Here is a 17976-nt window from a genome sequence, read left to right on the forward strand (position 1 = left end):
GCCGCTGCGGGGGGGCTGGGGGGTCGCCCCGCTCTTCCTTGGGGCTGCAACTTTAGTCCGGCGGCTATCGTCACTATCCCGAGGGCGTCCCGTCCCGACCCGGCGTGCGGGACGGGACGCCATCGGGAGCCCGTCAGGAGAGGGAGTAGGTCACCATCCGATGGATGCCCTGGTCCTGGGCGAACACGCCGCCGCCGAGCAGCTCCGCGGTCCTGTTGACCCCGAAGTCGTCGTAGTTCAGCGAGACCATCTCGTCGCCTCCGTCACCGTCCAGGTCGGCGGCGAGATAGTTCCGCCCGCCGAGCTGCAGGTCTCCACCCACGCTCGACTGGAACGACCAGCCGGACGTCAGGATCGACGGGTCCCAGGCGCCGACGCCGGACTCGGTACCACCGAGCAGCAGCCTGCGTCCGCCCGGGCCGGTGCCGGGCTCCACGAGCCGCAGCGGCGAGGTCACCGAGGCGTAGGTCTCGACCCCACCCGCCGCGAATCCGCTGAGTGCGCCGAAGCTGAGCTGGTACAACACGTCGTCGACGGTGAAGTAGTTACCGTGCGACCACGGGCTTCCGCCGATCTTCTGATGGAGCAGCTCGCCGGTGCGCCCGTCGCGGATCTCGATGACCACATGCGGCGTGACCGCCGTGTTGGGGAAGCCCGGGACCGTGCTCTGGATGAGCCAGGTGTGCACCACGGCGTGCCCGTCGGCGTACGGGATCTCCTTCGAGGCGAAGACCGCCTGGTCGAGCAGCGCACCGTGCATCAGCCCACCATCGGCGAGCTCGGGAGCATCCGGCGTGATCGTCCAGAGGGCCTTGCCGGCGCCGTCGAGAGCGACGCCCTGCTGCTTCGCGTCCGAACGCTGGAGACCGTCGACGCTGCCGTACTGCGTGTGCACCCGGCCCTCCGCGACCACGGTGTCGGAGAAGACGACGTCACCGGCGCTGGCGGGCGCAGCGTACGTCCACAGCGCCCTGCCGTTGCCGCGGTAGGCCCGCAGCGCGTCGGTGGGCACGAGGATCTCGGCCGCGTCGTCACCGGCGATGTCGGCGACGGTGACGGAGCGGACGTACTGCCCACCCCCGTCGATGGTGGCCTCGACCTTGCCGGTGGCGGCATCGAGCACCGCGATGGCGGTGTCGGCGGCGACCACGATCTCCGGGTCGCCGTCGCCGTCCACATCACCGGTCTCGATCCGGTGCACCTGGCCGGGCACCGTGGCCTCCCACAGCTGCCGCGGCTCACCGTCCTCGAGCGACGTTCCGGACCAGGCCCAGACACCGTGCGAGGTGCCGCCCGCGACGACGTCCGGGAGGCCGTCGCCGTCCACGTCGACGTCCTGCGCGTACGCGAGGTCGCCGCGCAGCGGGGTCAGAGCCGACTCCTTGCCCTTGCTCAGGCTGTAGGTGTGGATGTTCTGCCTCAGATCGATCGTACGCACCAGCGTGCTGCGCCCGGAACGGACGACCTCGTGGTCCAGCGGTGAGGCCGCCATGCCGGCCTGCCGCCAGCGCACCGTGCCGCTGCCGCTGAAGGCGGTCAGCGACCCGTACTGCAGGCCACTGAGGTTCTCCGCCCCGCTGCCGTCGGTGTCGTCCTGCGCGGACGCGATCAGCGTGCCGTCGACGATCGACAGCTCCCAGGCGCTGGGGCCGTTGCTGGCGTTGCCCGCCGCCCGCTTGGTGGTGTGCGACCAGCGCGTCACGGCCGGGTCGGTGCCGTCGAGCACGCGAACCGTCGACGCGTTGATCGTCAGGTTCGGCGCGAGCGTGGACTCGCTGACGGCGTACTCGTTGCCGCGACCACCACCCAGGTCACCGACCGTCATCGCGGTCGGGACTGCGTTGATCCGGGTGTCGCGGGTGGTGCGCTCACCGCTCGCCAGGGCGTAGGACGCGATCTGATACCTGATCCCGTCCGTCGGGTCGGCCTGCTCGAGAGCGACCAATCGGTCACGACCGGCATCGAGGTGGAGCTGACGGACGTACAGGTCGCTGTCCGACTGCCACCGCACGGAGCCATCGGCAACGTCGAGCACGAGCGTGCGGCCCCTGCCTGCGGCCTGGTCGGTCTTGTCGAGGTCCCACGCGGCAGCGACCATGCCGCCGCCGAGGTCGGTGATCGCGGCCCAGGCCGCGGAGGCGGCGGCCCCGGTGTCATGGGTCCAGGTCGACGCCGGCGTCAGCACGCCGTCCGCCGCCGCAAACCTCATGCCGGTGAGCGTGGCACTGCCGCCGGTGCTGCGGCCGTTGAGGCTCGGCGAGTCCGCCACCAGGAGCGTGTCGCCGACGACCTTGACGTGCGCGGCATAGCTGTAGAACTTCGACCACAGGGTCTCTCCGGTATCCCCGTCCAGGACCGTGACATAGGTGCCGACCTTGGCCGACCATCCCGGCGGTGCCGATCCGACGCTGGTGGAGAAGACCACGTCGTCCACACCATCGCCGGACAGGTCGCCGGTGTCGTAGCCCTGGTCGGAGCTGGCGGTGAACGGGCTCACCGCGTTGTAGCCGAGGACGAGGTGGGGACGGTAGAGCTCCTTCTCCCACGGCCGCCAACTGGTCACGCCCCACTCGGAGTACAGCGAGTCGGTGGTGCGCGTCCAGGCGGTGGCGCCGTCGGCGTCGTGCCGCTGCACGTTGCCGAGGCTGTGCAGCGTGAAGTAGTCGCCGCCGTCCGCAGCAGCCGTCACCCCCATTCCCTGTACGGCCTCGAGCGTGGACTCCTTGGTGAAGGTGACCGGGGTTTTCGGGTCGACCGGCGCCTCGGTGGAGTCCCCGTCCGCAGGCATGTCGGCTGCGTCGTCCCGCTCGGCGGGATCCTGCGGCGAGTCCTCACCGTAGACGTCCACCTGGGCGCTTGCGGTGAGCTCGGTGGCCTGGGCGCTGGTCAGAGTCATCGCCCCGTCGGCAGCGTCAGTGGTCTCGGCTGCGACCGCCTGGGGAGCGGCTGTTGCGGCGAGGCCCGCGGCCGCGAGCGTGGTGGCGAGGCGGATACCCCGCCTCATGGTTCGGTGGGTCATCACTGGTCTCCCTGTGCGAAGCGGATCGCCGAGCCGGCGGTGAGCACCGGCTGGTCGACGGAGTACTGGAGGGCGTCGGAACCGGCCTGGTTCTCGATGCCGACGGTGGCGCCGGCACCTTCGGCGGGAACCGACTTGTACTGCAGCGTCACGGAGCTGTCGGCCTCGTCGAAGACGGCCTCGAAGGTGACCCGGTCACCGGAGCCGTCCGCGACCAGCACGTTGTCCCACAGCACCGCGAACCGGCGGTCGCCGGTCGTGCCGACCGTGCCGGTGGTGACCTTGGACTTCTTGTCGAGCGCGAGGTCGTCCCAGTAGGCCGCGACGATCCCGTTGGGCACGTCGTTCGACGGCAGCGCGTCGTTGGCGTAGTCGCCGACGCGCGGGGCCAGGAAGTTCAGCAGGCCGTTGGTGGTCACTGCCACCTGGTTGTAGGAGACGCCGTAGAAGTCCACTGCGAAGGGCAGCGCAATGGTCTTCGCGTCCTCGTCGCCGCTGAGGGCGACGCGGTCCTTGCCCGCGACCCACGCGTAGGCGGTCGGGGCGCACGAGTGGCCGGAGCGGTCGGTGCGAGCGGGCAGGTCGAGCGTGGTGTTCTCGTCGCCGTCGACGGTCAGCCCTGCGGCGTACTCGCCGTTGCACCGCACCGGCTCGGACGGCGTCGCCGTCAGCGTGTAGTCGCCCTCGGCGACCTGCGGCAGCGTGAACCTACCGCCGGCGTCAGTGGTCACTGCGGCGATGGGCGTCGCCGCCACCGCGACCCTGACGCCGGCGAGGGGCTCACCCAAGACGTCGAGCACCGTGCCGGTCACTGCGTGGGCCGGAACGGCCGTGAGGGACACGTCCTGGGTGAGGTTCTGGTCGTCCGTGAGCTGGACGTCGGCGATGGTGCGCGTCGCGTAGCCATAGCCGCTGAGCGTGAAGTCGTACGTGCCGGGCAGCAGGTGGACGGTGTAGGTGCCGTCGGAGCCGGTCTTCACCGTACGGGTGGTGGCGCCGGTGATCTCGACGGTGACGTCGGGCAGCGCGGCGCCGGTCGCCTCGGCGGTGACGGTGCCGGTGACGGTGCCGGCGTCCTTCGGCGCGGCATCGATCGCGGCGAGCACGTCGAGCTTGCCCTCGCCCCAGACGTTGTTGGCGTCGGCGGTCCCGCCGCAGTGGGTGTCGTCGACGTCGCGGGCGGAGTCGTTCAGGGCGGCGCGGATCCCCGCGACGTCACCGGTCAGGGACGGCGCGGCGGACAGGAGCAGCGCAGCTGCACCGGCGACGTGCGGCGTCGCCATCGACGTACCGGAGATCGTGTTGTAGGACGAGCCCGGCCAGGTGGAGCGGACGTCGACGCCGGGCGCGGAGATGTCCGGCACCATCGACCCGTCGACCCGTGACGGACCGAATCCGGAGAACTTCGCGATCACCCCGTTGACGTCGTAGGCACCGACGCCGTAGACGGGCGCCTGGGAGCCGGGCGACTCGGCGGTCGAGCAGGTGACCCCGTTGCCGGAGTTGCCCGCGGCGAAGGCGTCGAAGATGCCGGCGGCGTTCCACGCCTCGACGGTTGCCTGGTAGAAGGTGGTGTGGCCGCCGCCCCAGGAGTTGTTCACGATGTCGGGTGCGAGCTCCGGGCGCGGGTTCTCGCCGTTGTGGTCCGTGGGTGCCATGACCCACTCGCCTGACCTGAGGAGCGACGAGTCCGAGCAGGACCTGGCCTCGCAACCCTTCGCCGCGATCCAGGTGGCGCCGGGCGCGACGCCGATACCGTCGGCGCCGACCATCGTGCCCATCGTGTGGGTGCCGTGCCCGTTGTTGTCGCACGGAGCGCCGTCGGTGCACGTCCCGGTGGGGTCGAAGAAGTTGTAGTCGTGCGTGAACGAGCCGTCGCCGTTGTTGCCCCGGTAGGACCCCACCAGAGCCGGGTGGTCGAACTGCACGCCCGAGTCGATGTTGGCGATGACGACGCCCTCACCGCGGTCGGCGTACTTCGACCACACCTGGTCGGCCTTGACGTCGGTGATGCCCCACTCAGGGGTCGCGGCCGTCTCGTCCTCGGTGGCGGCCTCCGGAGCACTGTCACCCTTCGGGGTGTCCAGGGCGTAGTGCTTCTCCTTGACCAGCTCGGCGACGTCGTTGCGCTGGGCGAGCTCGTCGACGAGTGCCTCGCCACCGGTGACCAGCACCGAGTTGGTGATCCAGAAGTCCTCGTGACCGACCTTGTGCGCGTCGAGGTAAGCGGTCAGCGACTTCTGGGCACGGTTGGCCCCGGCGCGCAGCGCACCGTAGGTCGCGGTGGCCTTGGCGTCCTTGCTCTTCTTGGCGCGGGACGGGGCCAGGTCGGCCTTGGCCTTCAGGACGACGAAGAAGGTCGCCTCGCCGCCGTCGGACACCGCCTTCTCCAGGGTCGGGTCGATCGTGACCGAAGACGGATTGGCGCCGGCGGACGGCGCGGCCACTGCGGTGACGGCGAGAGCCGGCCCTGTCAGCAAGGCGACCGCGGCGGTGCTCGCCAACGCTATGGGCGCGAACCGCCGCCGGCGGGAGGATGGGATCAAGCGCATCAGGGGGCTCCTCGGGATGATGTGGGCACCCGAGACGCTAGGAACCCGCCGTTACCGGCGCATTACTGCGATCCGGGCCGACGGCGACACGGGTCACCCGACTCAGGTGAGGCTCGCGATGGCACGGCGGCGCAGCGTGGTCGCGTCGGCGACACCAACCGGGGCCGCGAGCGAATCGCGCTTCCGAGAGGAGAATCATGACTCGCGAGTTCAACGGCAAGATCGAGCTGGATGTCCGGGACTCCCAGGGCGATTGGGAGGCTTTCCTGGCGAGCAAGGCGCCACAAGGCGCCCCCAACGTGCTCGTCGTGCTGTACGACGACACCGGCCAGGCCGCCTGGTCGCCCTACGGCGGCAGGATCAACATGCCGACGATGGATCGGTTGGCTGCGGACGGACTCACCTACACCCAGTGGCACACCACGGCGCTCTGCTCGCCGACGCGCTCGACGCTCCTGACCGGTCGGAACCACCATCTCAACGGGTTCGCGTCCATCTCCGAGTCGTCGACCGGGTTCCCCGGATACAGCTCCCACATCCCGCCGACCAACGCGACGATGGCGAGCGTGCTGCGCGAAGCCGGCTGGAGCACCTTCTGGATCGGCAAGAACCACAACGTTCCGATCGACGAGTGGACGACCGGCGCCTCCAAACGACGATGGCCGCTCGGACAGGGGTTCGACCAGTTCTACGGTTTCATCGGCGGCGAAACGAACAACTGGTATCCCTCCCTGGCTGAGGGAAATCGGTACATCGAGCAGCCCTACGCGCCCGACGAGGGCTACCACCTGTCCAAGGACCTGGCCGACCAGGCGCTACGAACGATCCGCGACAGCAAGCAGACCGAGCCCGACAAGCCCTGGTACCTGTGGTTCTGCCCGGGCGCCAACCACGCCCCGCACCACGCGCCCGCTGAGTACATCGAGAAGTACAAGGGCATGTTCGACGACGGCTACGAGGCGTACCGCGAGTGGGTGCTGCCGCGCATGATCGAGCGGGGCATCCTGCCGGAGGGCACCGAGCTGACGCCGCTCAACCCCATGCCTGAAGGCACCTTCACCGAGAGTGATGCCGTCCGGCCCTGGGACGAGCTGAACGAGAAGGAGAAGGCGATGTTCAGCCGCATGGCGGAGGTCTATGCCGCCATGTCGGAGTACACCGATGCCCAGGTGGGCCGGATCATCGACTACCTGGAGGAATCCGGCCAGCTCGAGAACACACTCATCCTCTACTGCGCCGACAACGGGGCGTCCGGCGAGGGTAGCCCGAACGGATCGGTCAACGAGGGCAAGGTCTTCGGCGGCTACCCCGACGACCTGGAGCAGAACCTGTCGATGGTCGACGAGCTCGGCGGCCCCAACACCTACGGTCACTACCCGACCGGCTGGGCAGCGGCCTTCTCGACGCCCTACCGGATGTTCAAGCGCTACACCTACCAGGGCGGCATCTGCGATCCGCTCGTCATCTCGTGGCCGGCGGGTATCAAGGCGCGGGGCGAGGTGCGGAACCAGTACCACCACTGCACCGACATCGTGCCGACGATCCTGGAGGCCTGCGGCGTGGAGTTCCCCGAGGTGTTCGAGGGCGTTGAGCAGACCCCGCTCTCCGGCGTGTCGATGGCCTACTCGTTCGACGACGCGGCCGCACCGACGACGAAGCAGACCCAGTACTACGAGATGTTCGGCAGCCGTGGCCTGTGGCACCAGGGGTGGAAGGCGGTCACCGAGCACGGGCCCGGCAACGGCCGCAGCGGCTTCGACAGCGACCGCTGGCAGCTCTTCCACACCGATGTCGACCGATCCGAGGCACACGATCTCGCCGAGCAGGAGCCCGATCGGCTCGAGCAGCTCAAGGCGCTGTGGATGGAGGAGGCGAAGGCAAACAACGTCCTGCCGCTCAACGACCTGCAGATCCTGGGCAACCCCGAGGACTTCGAGACCTTCGTCAAGATGGAGTTCCATGTGCCGGTGCCCCCGAGCGGGCAGTACACCTACTACCCCGGCACCTCCGAGATCCCGGAGCGGTCGGCGGCGAACGTCCATGGCGTGTCCTACAAGGCGCTCGCGGACGTCGAGCTGACGGACCGGTCCGAGGGGGTGCTGTTCGCCCACGGGTCACGGTTCGGCGGACATGCACTGTTCCTCAAGGACGGCCAGGTGACGTACGCCTACAACTTCCTCGGGATCCCGCCCGAGGATCGCATCTCCGCCCCTGTCCCCAGTGGCGGCCGGCACCTGATCGGCGTCGAGTTCGTCAAGGAGGAGCTCGGCCCGTACCGCGAGGGGCTCGGTCCGCTCCGGTTGTACATCGACGACGAACTCGTAGCAGAGCAGCGGATCCGCACCGTCCTGGGACACTTCTCGCTCTGCGGGGAGGGCCTGTGCATCGGCTACGACAGCGGTGACGCGGTCTCGCAGTCGTACGCAGGGTCGCGGTTCGAGTTCACCGGCGGCACTCTTCACAAGGTCATCTTCGATGTCGCCGACGACGCATACGTCGACGTCGAGGCGCACCTGGCAGCGGCGATGGCACGCGACTGAGCGGCGGGGATGGCTCGCGGTGAGCTGACGACGCGGTCAGACCAGCGCGGCGCGGGCCATCCGCAGGAGCACGGCGCGCGTGTCCTCCTCTGGAAGAACCCGGTTGTGAGGCGTGGAGTTGATCAGCCCGAAGACGCCGTGAGCCATGGCCCGGGCGGTGTCGGGGGTCAGCGCCGGGTTGCGGTCGCGGAGCTGGTCGGCCCAGAGGTCGACGTACTTGCGCTGCAGCGTGCGCACCTGCTCGCGCGCCTCGTGCGGGAGCGACTGCCAGTCGCGCTCCTGGACGACGATCAGGGCCCGGTCGCGCAGCGCGAAGTCGACGTGCCAGTCGATCAGCGCATCGATGGCGTCGGCGGTGCTCGACGCGCCCTTCACCCGGGCGCGTCCTTCGCGAAGCAGCTCCTGGGAGATCGAGACGAGCATCTCGGCGAGCATCGCGTCCTTGCTCGGGAAGTGCTTGTAGAGCGCCGGGCCGGAGATTCCGCAGGCAGCGCCGAGCTCGGAGACGGAGACACCGTGGAAGCCGCGGGCCGCGAAGAGCTCGGCCGCGGTGTCCAGGATCTGCTCGCGCCTGGTCTTCGTCGGGGCCGAGGTCATTCCATGAGGTTATCGCGTGCGGTCCAGAGGCATCTCACTCCTCGAGCAGATGGCGTGCTCGGAGCACCGCGTCGAGCGCGATCTCGACGTCGTCGACCTGGTCGCGGGCCGCCTCCCCGGTCTGCCCTTCGTCCGGCTGCTGAGGCAGGTCGCTCCGCAGCCGCCCCAGTAGTTGCTCACGCTCCGCGCCACGTAGGTGGAGCAGGACGGAGGCATCGCGGTCGACCGTCCAGCAGAGCTGGTGGAGCACCGCGAGCGAGTGGCCGCACACCGCATGCCAATGCCCGCACGTGCAGGTCACCACGAGCTCGTCGCCGTAGGGAACCAGCTCGACCCCGGCCTCCTCGGCATGCTCGGCCACATCCAGCGGCAGCTCGCCGACCAGGAGCGCCTCGGCCCTCGCGGCGGAGGCACCGAGGACCTCTGAGAGGGCGGCGACGGAGTCTCCGTCCAGCACCGGAACCGTGCCGCTCACCGTCCACAGCCCGCGCTCGTCATCGACCGCGGCCGCGAACCTTCCGGCCTCGACGACGAGCCCTCCGATCCGCCCCGAGCGGGCGAGCGAGCGTGCTCCGGAGAGCTGGTTGTCGTCGTACGCCAGCTCCTCGATCGCCCGCAGGAACGCGCGACCCCACCATGACTCGACCCGCACCATCCCACGCCGATGCGGCTCGCGGGCGAAGGTCAGCGCCTTCCTCATGAGGCGATCCGGCGACGTTTTCGGCGCTTCTGGGGGCCGAGCTTGACCAGCTCGCGAAGCTCGGCGTCGGACAGCTCGGTGAAGGCCGCCTCGCCGCCTCCGAGGACCGCGTCCGCGAGGACCCGCTTGCGCTGCAGCAGCTCCGCGACGCGCTCCTCGACGGTGCCTTGGGTGATGAGCCGATGCACCTGGACCGTACGCGTCTGGCCGATGCGGTGAGCCCGGTCGGTCGCCTGGTCCTCGACCGCCGGGTTCCACCACCGGTCGATGTGGATCACGTGGTCGGCGCGGGTGAGGTTGAGCCCGACCCCGCCGGCCTTGAGCGAGAGCAGGAAGACCGGCACCTCACCGCCCTGGAAGCGCTCGACCATGCGCGAGCGCTCCGGGACCGGGGTGCCGCCGTGCAGGAACTGGTGGGCGACACCGGAGGCGGCCCAGTGGGCCTCGAGAAGACGGGCCATCGCGACGTACTGGGTGAAGACCAGCACCGCCCCCGACTCGGCGAGCACGGTCGAGACCAGCTCGTCGAGGATGTCGATCTTCTGCGACCGCCCGGTGATCCGGCCGCCCTCCTGCTTCAAGAACTGCGCCGGGTGGTTGCAGATCTGCTTGAGCGCGGTGAGCAGGCTCAGAACCAGCCCTCGACGTTGCGGGTCGTCGGCGTCGAGCCGCTCGATCCTCTCCATAGCGTTTCGGACATACGCTTCGTACAACACGGTCTGCTCCCGGGTCAGGGACAGCAGATGGTCGGTCTCGGTCTTGGGCGGGAGCTCGGGAGCGACCCCGGGGTCCGACTTGCGGCGGCGCAGCAGGAACGGGCCGACCAGCGCCGCGAACTCCTTCGCCTTCCCGACATCCGCACCGGCCTCGATCTGGCTCGCCCAGGCGCGGCGGAAGGCAAGGCGACTGCCCAGCAGACCCGGCACGCACCAGTCCAGCAGTGCCCACAGCTCGGTCAGGTTGTTCTCCACCGGGGTGCCGGTCAGGGCCACCCGGGCGTGCGACGGGATCTCGCGGAGCGCCTTCGCGGTCGCGGACGCGGCATTCTTCACGTGCTGCGCCTCGTCGGCGACGACGAGCCCCCAGGGCACCGCCGTGAGCAGCTCGGTGTCGCGGCGCATCGTCCCGTACGTCGTCAGCACCACCCCGCTCGCGCCGTCGAGATCGCGCTCGGACCCGTGATGGCGGCGCACCTCGACCTCGGGCGCGAACCGGGCGAGCTCGGCCTCCCAGTTGCCCAGCAGGCTCGCCGGGCAGACCACCAGGGTCGGCCCGGGATGGTCGTTCTGGCGATGGAGATGCAACGCGATCGTCATCAGGGTCTTCCCGAGCCCCATGTCGTCGGCCAGGCAGCCACCGAGCCCGAGCGACGTGATCCCGGCCAGCCAGGTCAGTCCCTCGACCTGATAGCCCCGCAAGGTGGCGCTCAGCTCGGCGGGCACGTCGACAGCCGGCCCCTCGGTCGCCGCGATCACCTGGTCGCGAAGCCGCCCGATCGAGGCCCCGATGATCACCTTCTCGCCCGGCGCGGCCTCGGCGACCTCCGTCGGCACCTGACCGGTCAGCGCGACGGCCAGCGCCTCCCCACCGCTGATCCGCTTGAGCAGCCGCTTGCGCGCACGTCGGAGCACCGATGGATGGACGACCGCCCATGCCCCGCGCAGCCGCAGCACCGGCCCCGCGGCCGCCGCCAGGGCGTCCATCTCCGCAGCATCGAGCGGCTCGCCGCCGAGCGCCAGCTGCCACTGGAAGGCGAAGAGCCCCTTCTCCCCGAGCGGCGACTCCCGCATCAGATCCTCGCGTGCGGCGGACGAGGAGGACGGCACCCGGTCCACCGCCACCGACGTCGTCAGGTCGCGCGACAGCGAGCGCGGCCAGAGCACGTCCACTCCGCGCTCCTTGAGCCATTCGACCCCGTCCTCGAGCAGCCCGACGACCTCGTCGCTCGACAGCGTCAACGACTCGGGAACCGGCAGGTCGAGCAGCTTGTCGAGCACCGGCCACGCCTCCGCCGCGCCACGGAGAGCGACCTGCGCATGCGTACGCGCCCGCGGGCCGAATCCGTGGTTGTCGGCCTCGTCCCACAGCCGCGCGGCATCGGCCACGTGCAGCGGATCGGCCTCGTCGTGCACCTGCGGCACCAGCGTCAGCGACCCGGCGAGCAGGTCCTCCTCCGGCGCTTCGACCCGGAACGAGAGCCGCACCAGCGACGGCAACGAGGCCGTCACCGGCCCCTCATCGGTCCGGTAGCGCGCCAGCCGGGTCTGCAACGACTCCCGGAACGCGCTCGACCCGGATGCCTTCGGCGCCGAGGTCGGCACCGCGTCCGCGACCGCCGCCACGACCTCGCGCACCAGGAGCTCGGCCGCCTCACCGTCCAGGTCGTCATAGGCGCGCGAGGAGGCCAGCAGCCGCACCCGCTCCTCGTCCTCCGGCGTGTAGCGGACCGCCCACGAACCATCGGCGGGCTCCAGCTGCCCCGCGGCGACGAACCGGAGCCCGAGATGGGCTGCCGACGCGACCAGAGCGACCGAGGGATGCAGGTCGGAGGCTGCGTACGCCTTCTTCAGGACCGGCAGCGCGGCGCGCATCGGCAACGAAACCGACCGCCGCGAGTCCACGAACTCCACGGCCGAGTCCCGCGGCGGCTGCGCCGGGCGGAAGACCGCGCGGCCGGTCACGGGTACGAAGGACATGGACACGACCGTAGCCGCCACTACCGACAGGGTTTCTCATCCTCGAGGATGAGACACCCGCCCCCGAAGACTGAGGCGCACCGTGACCGTCGCTGCCACGGTGGCTGACATGACCGAGACCACGCACCCAGGCACCGCCCTCCCGCCCGGACAGCGGCGGATCGACTTCTTCCCACGCTTCGGCCGACGCGTCGACCAGCCCCCACCGACCGTGCCCGCACATCCGACAGTGGTCTTCGGTGGAGCGCTCACCACGCCGCTCGAAGTCGCCGTGGACGAGCTCGTCGACGCCGATCGTCGCGAGCTCGATGCCGACTTCCACTGCGTCGCCGGCTGGTCGGTGACCGGCCTCCACTGGGAGGGTGCCGCCTTCGCCGACGTCTACCAGAGGTACGTCGCACCGGCCGTCCCACCGGGCACGACCGTCACGCACGTGATGGTCCGCGGCCTCGACGGCGAACGCTTCGCGGCCCAGCTGGAAGATTTCCTGGCCGACGACGTCCTGCTCGCCGACCGGCTCGGTGGCCGGCCGCTCGACGGCGATCACGGCGCCCCGCTGCGACTGGTCAACCCGGCCCAGTACGGGTACGCCAACATCAAGCACGTGTGCCGCATCGATGTGCTCGACGGCCCGCCTCAGGCGGGCTCACCGGCCCTGGTGGACCGGTTGCTTCAGTCACACCCGCGGGCGCGGGTCTGGGAGGAGGAGCGCCACGGCACACTGCCCGGCTGGCTGATCCGCCCGGTCTACCGAGCGATCAAGACCTTCATGCTCGCCGCGGCCATTCGCCGCGGTAGGGCCGCGGGTGAGCCAGGTCACCAATCAAATGCAAAATAATGGCTAGGGGACGTAGCAACCCACACGTAGGCTGTCAACCCGTGACAGACATTTCTGCCAAGAAGGCCCCGGACGATCACCTCGACAAGAGCGTGCTGATCGTCGCAGGCGTCGTAGTGCTCGGATCGATCATGTCGATCCTCGACATCACCGTCGTCTCCGTCGCACTGGAGACCTTCCAGCGCGAGTTCGACGCCACCTCTGCCGAGGTCGCCTGGACGATGACCGGCTACACCCTCGCCCTGGCGACGGTGATCCCGCTGACCGGTTGGGCCGCCGACCGGTTCGGCACCAAACGCCTCTACATGACCGCGATCGTGCTCTTCGCGCTCGGCTCGGCGCTGTGCGCGCTGGCCACCACGCTGCCGATGCTGGTCGGCTTCCGCGTCCTCCAGGGCCTCGGCGGCGGCATGCTGATGCCGCTCGGCATGACGATCCTGACCCGCGCCGCCGGCCCCGAGCGGGTTGGTCGCGTGATGGCGATCCTGGGCGTACCCATGCTCCTCGGCCCGATCCTCGGCCCCATCATCGGTGGCGCGCTGATCGACTCGGCCTCGTGGCACTGGATCTTCCTGATCAACATCCCGATCGGCGTCATCGCCCTGGTCTACGCCTGGCGGGCGCTGCCCAAGGACCACGTCGAGCCGTCGCAGTCCTTCGACTTCCTCGGCATGGTGCTGCTGTCCCCGGGTCTGGCGCTGTTCCTCTACGGCGTCTCCTCCATCCCCGAGGCCGGCACGGTCCTGGACACCAAGGTGCTCTCCTTCATGGTCTCGGGCCTGGTGCTGATCGCCGCGTTCATCCCGTGGGCGCTGTCGTCCCGCAACGACCACCCGCTGATCGACGTACGCCTCTTCGGCAACAAGGAGCTCACCGTCGCGGTGATCACCCTGTCGATCTTCGCGATGGCCTTCTTCGGTGCCTCGCTGCTCTTCCCGCTCTACTACCAGCAGGTACGCGGCGAGGACGCCCTCCACGCCGGTCTGCTGCTGGCACCGCAGGGTCTGGGCGCGATGGTCACGATGCCGATCGCCGGCATGCTCGCCGACCGCACCGGGCCGGGCAAGATCGTGCTCAGCGGTCTCACCACGATCGCGGTGGGCATGTTCATGTTCTCGCGGCTCGACGAGGCCACGCCCTACTGGTACCTGCTCCTGTCACTGTTCATCATGGGCCTCGGCATGGGCGCGACGATGATGCCGACCTTCGCCGCCGCCCAGGCGACGCTGCGCGAGCACACCATCGCCCGAGGTACGACCCTGGTGAACATCGTCCAGCAGGTCGCCGCCTCCGCCGGCACCGCGCTCTTCTCGGTGCTGCTCACCAACGCGCTGTCCAGCAAGGACTCGATCTCCGCGGCCGGTGACCTCGCCGACAAGCTCGGGGTCCCCTCCGACGGCCTGGAGAAGTTCATGACCGACCCGGCCAACCAGCAGAAGGTCGGCGAGGCCGCCGCTTCGCTGGGTCTCGACCCAGCCAAGCTGCCCGAGCTCTTCAAGGCCATCCCGGCCGAGATGGCCGAGGCGTTCTCGACCACCTTCGTGATCGCCGCGATCCTGGTGCTGGTCACGCTCATCCCCGCGTGGTTCCTGCCGAAGAGCAAGGCCGAGCACGGAGCCGCCGCTCCGACGGTCCTCCACTGATCCGCTCACGCGCGTGTACGCAGGGCCGGGCTGCCGCTGGCAGCCCGGCCCTCGTCACGCTCATCTGCCTGTTCGCGTTGGGGGCGTGCGGTTCGTCTGCCTCGCCCCGTACCGACGACGCAGCGCCCGACCTCCCGCCGACCGACGGCGTCTTCGACTACCAGCTCGGCGGCACCGCCGATGAGCTGTCCGACGGCACCCGGATCGATGTGGTCGCCCGCGACGCCACCGCCGCGCCCCTCGACGGTGCCTACAACGTCTGCTACGTCAACGGCTTCCAGACCCAGCCCGGCGCCGACTGGTCCGAGCGCCCATCCGCGGTGCTGCGTGACGCCTCAGGCGACCCCGTACGCGACCCCGACTGGCCCGACGAGCTCATCCTCGACCCCTCCACCGCCTCGGCTCGCGAAGCGATCCTCGAGGTCGTCGCCCCGGTCATCTCGGACTGCGCGGAGGCCGGCTTCGACGCCGTCGAGATCGACAACCTCGACACCTGGACCCGCTTCGACGCGATCTCCCAGGAGGGCGCCTTCGCCCTGGCCGCGGCCTACGTCTCCGCCGCCCACGACCTCGGCCTCGCGATCGCCCAGAAGAACGCCGCCGAAGCCGCCCGCCCCGCCCACGACGACCTCGGCTTCGACTTCGCCGTCGTCGAGGAGTGCGGCGCCTACACCGAGTGCGCCGCTTACACCGACGTCTACGGAGCGCACGTACTCCAGATCGAATACCCCGACTCCCTCGCCGAAGCCGACCTCTCCTTCGAAGCCGTCTGCGCCGACCCCGCCCGCGCTCCGCTCACCATCCTCCGCGACCGCGACCTCGTCGGACAGGACAGTCCGGCGTACGTCTATGAGGCCTGCTGAACAGCCAGGAATGCGAAACCGTCGAAAACCAAGCCACACATGGTTTCATGGACGCATGGCGATCAACCGTCCCATCTCGGACGCATTCTAGGGCGCGCCACTCTTCCTCACCGCGTGCTCAGATGTGGTTTGCTTTCCCCTGTGACCGATCAGATCATGCCGCCCAACGCGTACGAGCTGTTCGCGCGTGTTCAGCAGGCAGCGGCAGACACTCCGTACAAGGTGGTCCCTACGGCGAAGGGATTCGACGTGGAGTTGGACGTCGCTGATGCGACCTGGTTCGGCCTCTTCAACAAGGCAGGACTCAAACACGCCTTCATTCATCACGTCGCCATTCCAGAGACCGGCACATACTCGGTGACAGACGACGCAAGAACCGTTGAATGGATTGCAGGAACTCCCAGAATCTCCTACGAGGCCAGCAGAGAGATTGGACGCATCAAGAAGGTATCGTTCAATCGAACGTATGCATTCAATGAGCAGGGCGAATTCGGCAAGGTCGTGGACTTTACGTTCAATTCCGAAGAGGGCCGCGCACTGATTGACTCCGCCGCAACGAACCTAGGATACCGGCAAGTTCGGGGCTCGATCGAAAAGGTCGGTCTCTTTATTGGCCTAGGGACCCTGGCCCTGCTCGTATTGATGGGCATCATCATCGGCGCTGTAATGCTGGTCCACTAAGGCTCTCGATCTGCGTCGCCATCACCAGACGGGGCAAGGACCTGGACGGTACTCATAAATTCTTGGAACTCGTCCTTCATCTGTTCCGACTGCCTATAGAGGCAGGTTAAGGAATAGATGATGACAAATCGCTTGATTGGATCGTTGACATCCACGATCCCGGTGATGGCTTGGAACCGGCGAAGGTCGAGTCGACGCCCTTCGTACGTCGCCGTCCCAGCAAGAGACTGTGCGATAGCGGGAGCGTGCGCTCTGCCGACCTCTGTTCGCTTAACGAGTTCTACATCAGTCGCGTCCTGTTCAAGAACCTCTAGCGACTCATCCGCGATCTGCTGGAACGACGCGGCATCAGTGCGCCATCCACCCGAGACGGTCAGCACGGGCGCGTACCCGTCCTGGAAACCGCGTCGAACGGCCGCAAATGCGGCGTTCGTTAACCCGAGTTCAGATGGATCTGATTGGACCCACTCGTCGTTCGGCATCCTGAATTGTATTGGAATGGGGAATGCCTCAAGCATCAGAAGAGCCCTCCGATCGCGTCGACCAAGTCTCCACCAGCAGCGGCCATCTCTCCGGGATCGATCGTAAAGTCGAGATCAACCTTGCCACCGAGTCCGAGGCCAACACCAAACTCGCCACCGATTGTGATCTTGCCGTCGTCCCAGCCAACCTCTGCGTCTGCTGCCGCACCGACACCTGCCCAGCCTTCGACACCCGCCGTGCCTCCAACGCCAGCAACATCTCCGCTTACCTTTGCATCGGCCCTTGCGCCTGCGAACGCCTCGCCACCAACATGCGCACCCTCCGAGAGGGTAACGCTGGCCGTGCCTTTGGCTTCAGCGGCCACCTCTGCGGATGCTTCCGCGTTGACCTCCGCGTAACCATACTCAGCACCAGATTTTCCTTCGACCCGGACTACGGTGGCCTTCGCGCCCAACTCCGCTTCAATCCCGTCACTAACGATCTTGGCTGATGCCTTGCCAGCGATCTCACCGACGATGACCTTGCCTTCGGCGTTGACCTTGACGTCACCCCAGTAGTCTTCGACCTTTCCCTCATAGCCCCATGCACGAAGCTTCCCTTCAACCGACCCGAGACTGATCTCGAACGGTGGCTTCTTCGAGCCATCCCTTCCCAGGAGATCGTCCTTGCCCATCCCCTGCCCGAACGTGTCGGACCAAGCTCCCCATTTGATCTTGGGGCCCTTGGCCTCAAACTCGGCATGGCCCATCTGTCCATGTTCCGTCTTGGCTCCAGGTAGGCCCCCGAGCTCATTTACACACGAGAGACCGGCCTTGTCGAGTGATTCACGAGCATCCTTGAGTACCTCGCGGGCCTCCTCCCGAAGCTTCTCCCCGGGGTCAACAAACGGCCCAGGCTGCGCGGGCCCAAACGACGGGACCGACGACGGATTGCATCGTTGTTGCTCAACCCATTTGTTGTACGAGGCGACCTGATCGTTGTATGCGGCGGTCGCGTCCCTGGTCGCCTTCTCGCCCTCGTTCCACTTGTCGATCGCAGACTGTGCATGCTCTTGGGCGATACCAAGCGCGTCGGCATATGAACTCAGACTGTCTCCGGAGGCCTTGAGCAGATCCTTATACGCGTCCCATTTCTTGACCTCAGCAGATCGGTTCTGAAGGTAGGTCGCCTTGCCATCTCCCCCTTGCCAAGTTGGGATCGCCATACCCTCAATGCTCTGAAGGATCCCGGCCACCCGCCTCCTCTCCTCGTGGAGCACGGCTGCCCGCTCGGCGATGGCGGACTTGTCGCCCTTGATCAGATCCGTCGCGTCGGTCGTGCTACCAAGCTCTGCGCCGTCTGGGAGGCTCATCCGTTCTCCTCAG

Annotated in this window: 12 protein-coding genes; 5 read left to right on the forward strand and 7 right to left on the reverse strand. The window is 68.3% G+C overall.

What is annotated here, in order from left to right; all coding sequences use genetic code 11:
* Positions 1–133: 133 nt before the first annotated feature.
* Together ACFV9G_RS17155 and ACFV9G_RS17160 are read right to left on the reverse strand one after the other, a co-directional pair.
* Positions 134–3019, reverse strand: coding sequence for an FG-GAP repeat domain-containing protein (locus ACFV9G_RS17155; RefSeq protein WP_378728693.1), 2886 nt, complete (start codon positions 3017–3019; stop codon positions 134–136).
* A complete protein-coding gene (locus ACFV9G_RS17160) occupies positions 3019–5571 on the reverse strand; it encodes a S8 family serine peptidase (RefSeq protein WP_378728694.1) in 2553 nt (850 codons plus the stop codon). The genes ACFV9G_RS17155 and ACFV9G_RS17160 overlap by 1 nt, the downstream gene beginning before the upstream one ends.
* 197 nt (positions 5572–5768) lie before the next feature.
* Here ACFV9G_RS17160 and ACFV9G_RS17165 point away from each other — a divergent pair, with 197 nt between their 5' ends.
* The gene (locus tag ACFV9G_RS17165) at positions 5769–8111 is read left to right on the forward strand and encodes an arylsulfatase (protein WP_378728695.1); all 2343 of its coding nucleotides are present in this window, start codon (positions 5769–5771) and stop codon (positions 8109–8111) included.
* Between the two features lie 36 nt (positions 8112–8147).
* Here ACFV9G_RS17165 and ACFV9G_RS17170 read toward each other — a convergent pair whose 3' ends face one another.
* The 3 genes from ACFV9G_RS17170 to ACFV9G_RS17180 are packed head-to-tail and all read right to left on the reverse strand — an operon-like array spanning position 8148 to position 12104.
* Positions 8148–8708, reverse strand: a complete 561-nt coding sequence (locus tag ACFV9G_RS17170; protein ID WP_378728696.1) for a TetR/AcrR family transcriptional regulator — start codon at positions 8706–8708, stop codon at positions 8148–8150.
* 34 nt (positions 8709–8742) lie between these two features.
* Complete coding sequence (locus ACFV9G_RS17175; protein WP_378728697.1) at positions 8743–9408, reverse strand: hypothetical protein; 666 nt, start codon at positions 9406–9408, stop codon at positions 8743–8745.
* Positions 9405–12104 (reverse strand): DEAD/DEAH box helicase, encoded by a 2700-nt coding sequence (locus ACFV9G_RS17180; RefSeq protein WP_378728698.1) that lies wholly within the window; start codon positions 12102–12104, stop codon positions 9405–9407. The genes ACFV9G_RS17175 and ACFV9G_RS17180 overlap by 4 nt, the downstream gene beginning before the upstream one ends.
* A gap of 109 nt (positions 12105–12213) precedes the next feature.
* Here ACFV9G_RS17180 and ACFV9G_RS17185 point away from each other — a divergent pair, with 109 nt between their 5' ends.
* The 4 genes from ACFV9G_RS17185 to ACFV9G_RS17200 all read left to right on the forward strand — a co-directional run bounded on the left by ACFV9G_RS17185 (position 12214) and on the right by ACFV9G_RS17200 (position 16129).
* Positions 12214–12942 carry a molybdopterin-dependent oxidoreductase gene (locus tag ACFV9G_RS17185; RefSeq protein ID WP_378728699.1) on the forward strand — a complete coding sequence of 243 codons (729 nt, stop codon included), beginning with the start codon at positions 12214–12216 and terminating at the stop codon, positions 12940–12942.
* 41 nt (positions 12943–12983) lie between these two features.
* Positions 12984–14585 (forward strand): DHA2 family efflux MFS transporter permease subunit, encoded by a 1602-nt coding sequence (locus ACFV9G_RS17190; RefSeq protein ID WP_378728700.1) that lies wholly within the window; start codon positions 12984–12986, stop codon positions 14583–14585.
* A 77-nt stretch (positions 14586–14662) separates the two neighbouring features.
* Positions 14663–15448, forward strand: a complete 786-nt coding sequence (locus tag ACFV9G_RS17195) for an endo alpha-1,4 polygalactosaminidase (protein WP_378728701.1) — start codon at positions 14663–14665, stop codon at positions 15446–15448.
* A 141-nt stretch (positions 15449–15589) separates the two neighbouring features.
* A complete protein-coding gene (locus ACFV9G_RS17200) occupies positions 15590–16129 on the forward strand; it encodes a hypothetical protein (RefSeq protein WP_378728702.1) in 540 nt (179 codons plus the stop codon).
* Here the strand turns inward: ACFV9G_RS17200 and ACFV9G_RS17205 are convergent.
* Both ACFV9G_RS17205 and ACFV9G_RS17210 read right to left on the reverse strand, forming a co-directional pair.
* Positions 16126–16647 (reverse strand): hypothetical protein, encoded by a 522-nt coding sequence (locus ACFV9G_RS17205; protein ID WP_378728703.1) that lies wholly within the window; start codon positions 16645–16647, stop codon positions 16126–16128. The genes ACFV9G_RS17200 and ACFV9G_RS17205 overlap by 4 nt on opposite strands.
* Positions 16647–17963, reverse strand: coding sequence for a putative T7SS-secreted protein (locus ACFV9G_RS17210; RefSeq protein ID WP_378728704.1), 1317 nt, complete (start codon positions 17961–17963; stop codon positions 16647–16649). Before ACFV9G_RS17210 ends, ACFV9G_RS17205 begins: the two co-directional genes overlap by 1 nt.
* Positions 17964–17976: the final 13 nt, after the last annotated feature.

Origin of the sequence: Nocardioides sp. NPDC059952, from assembly GCF_042730435.1 — a bacterium.
Lineage (GTDB): Bacteria > Actinomycetota > Actinomycetes > Propionibacteriales > Nocardioidaceae > Nocardioides.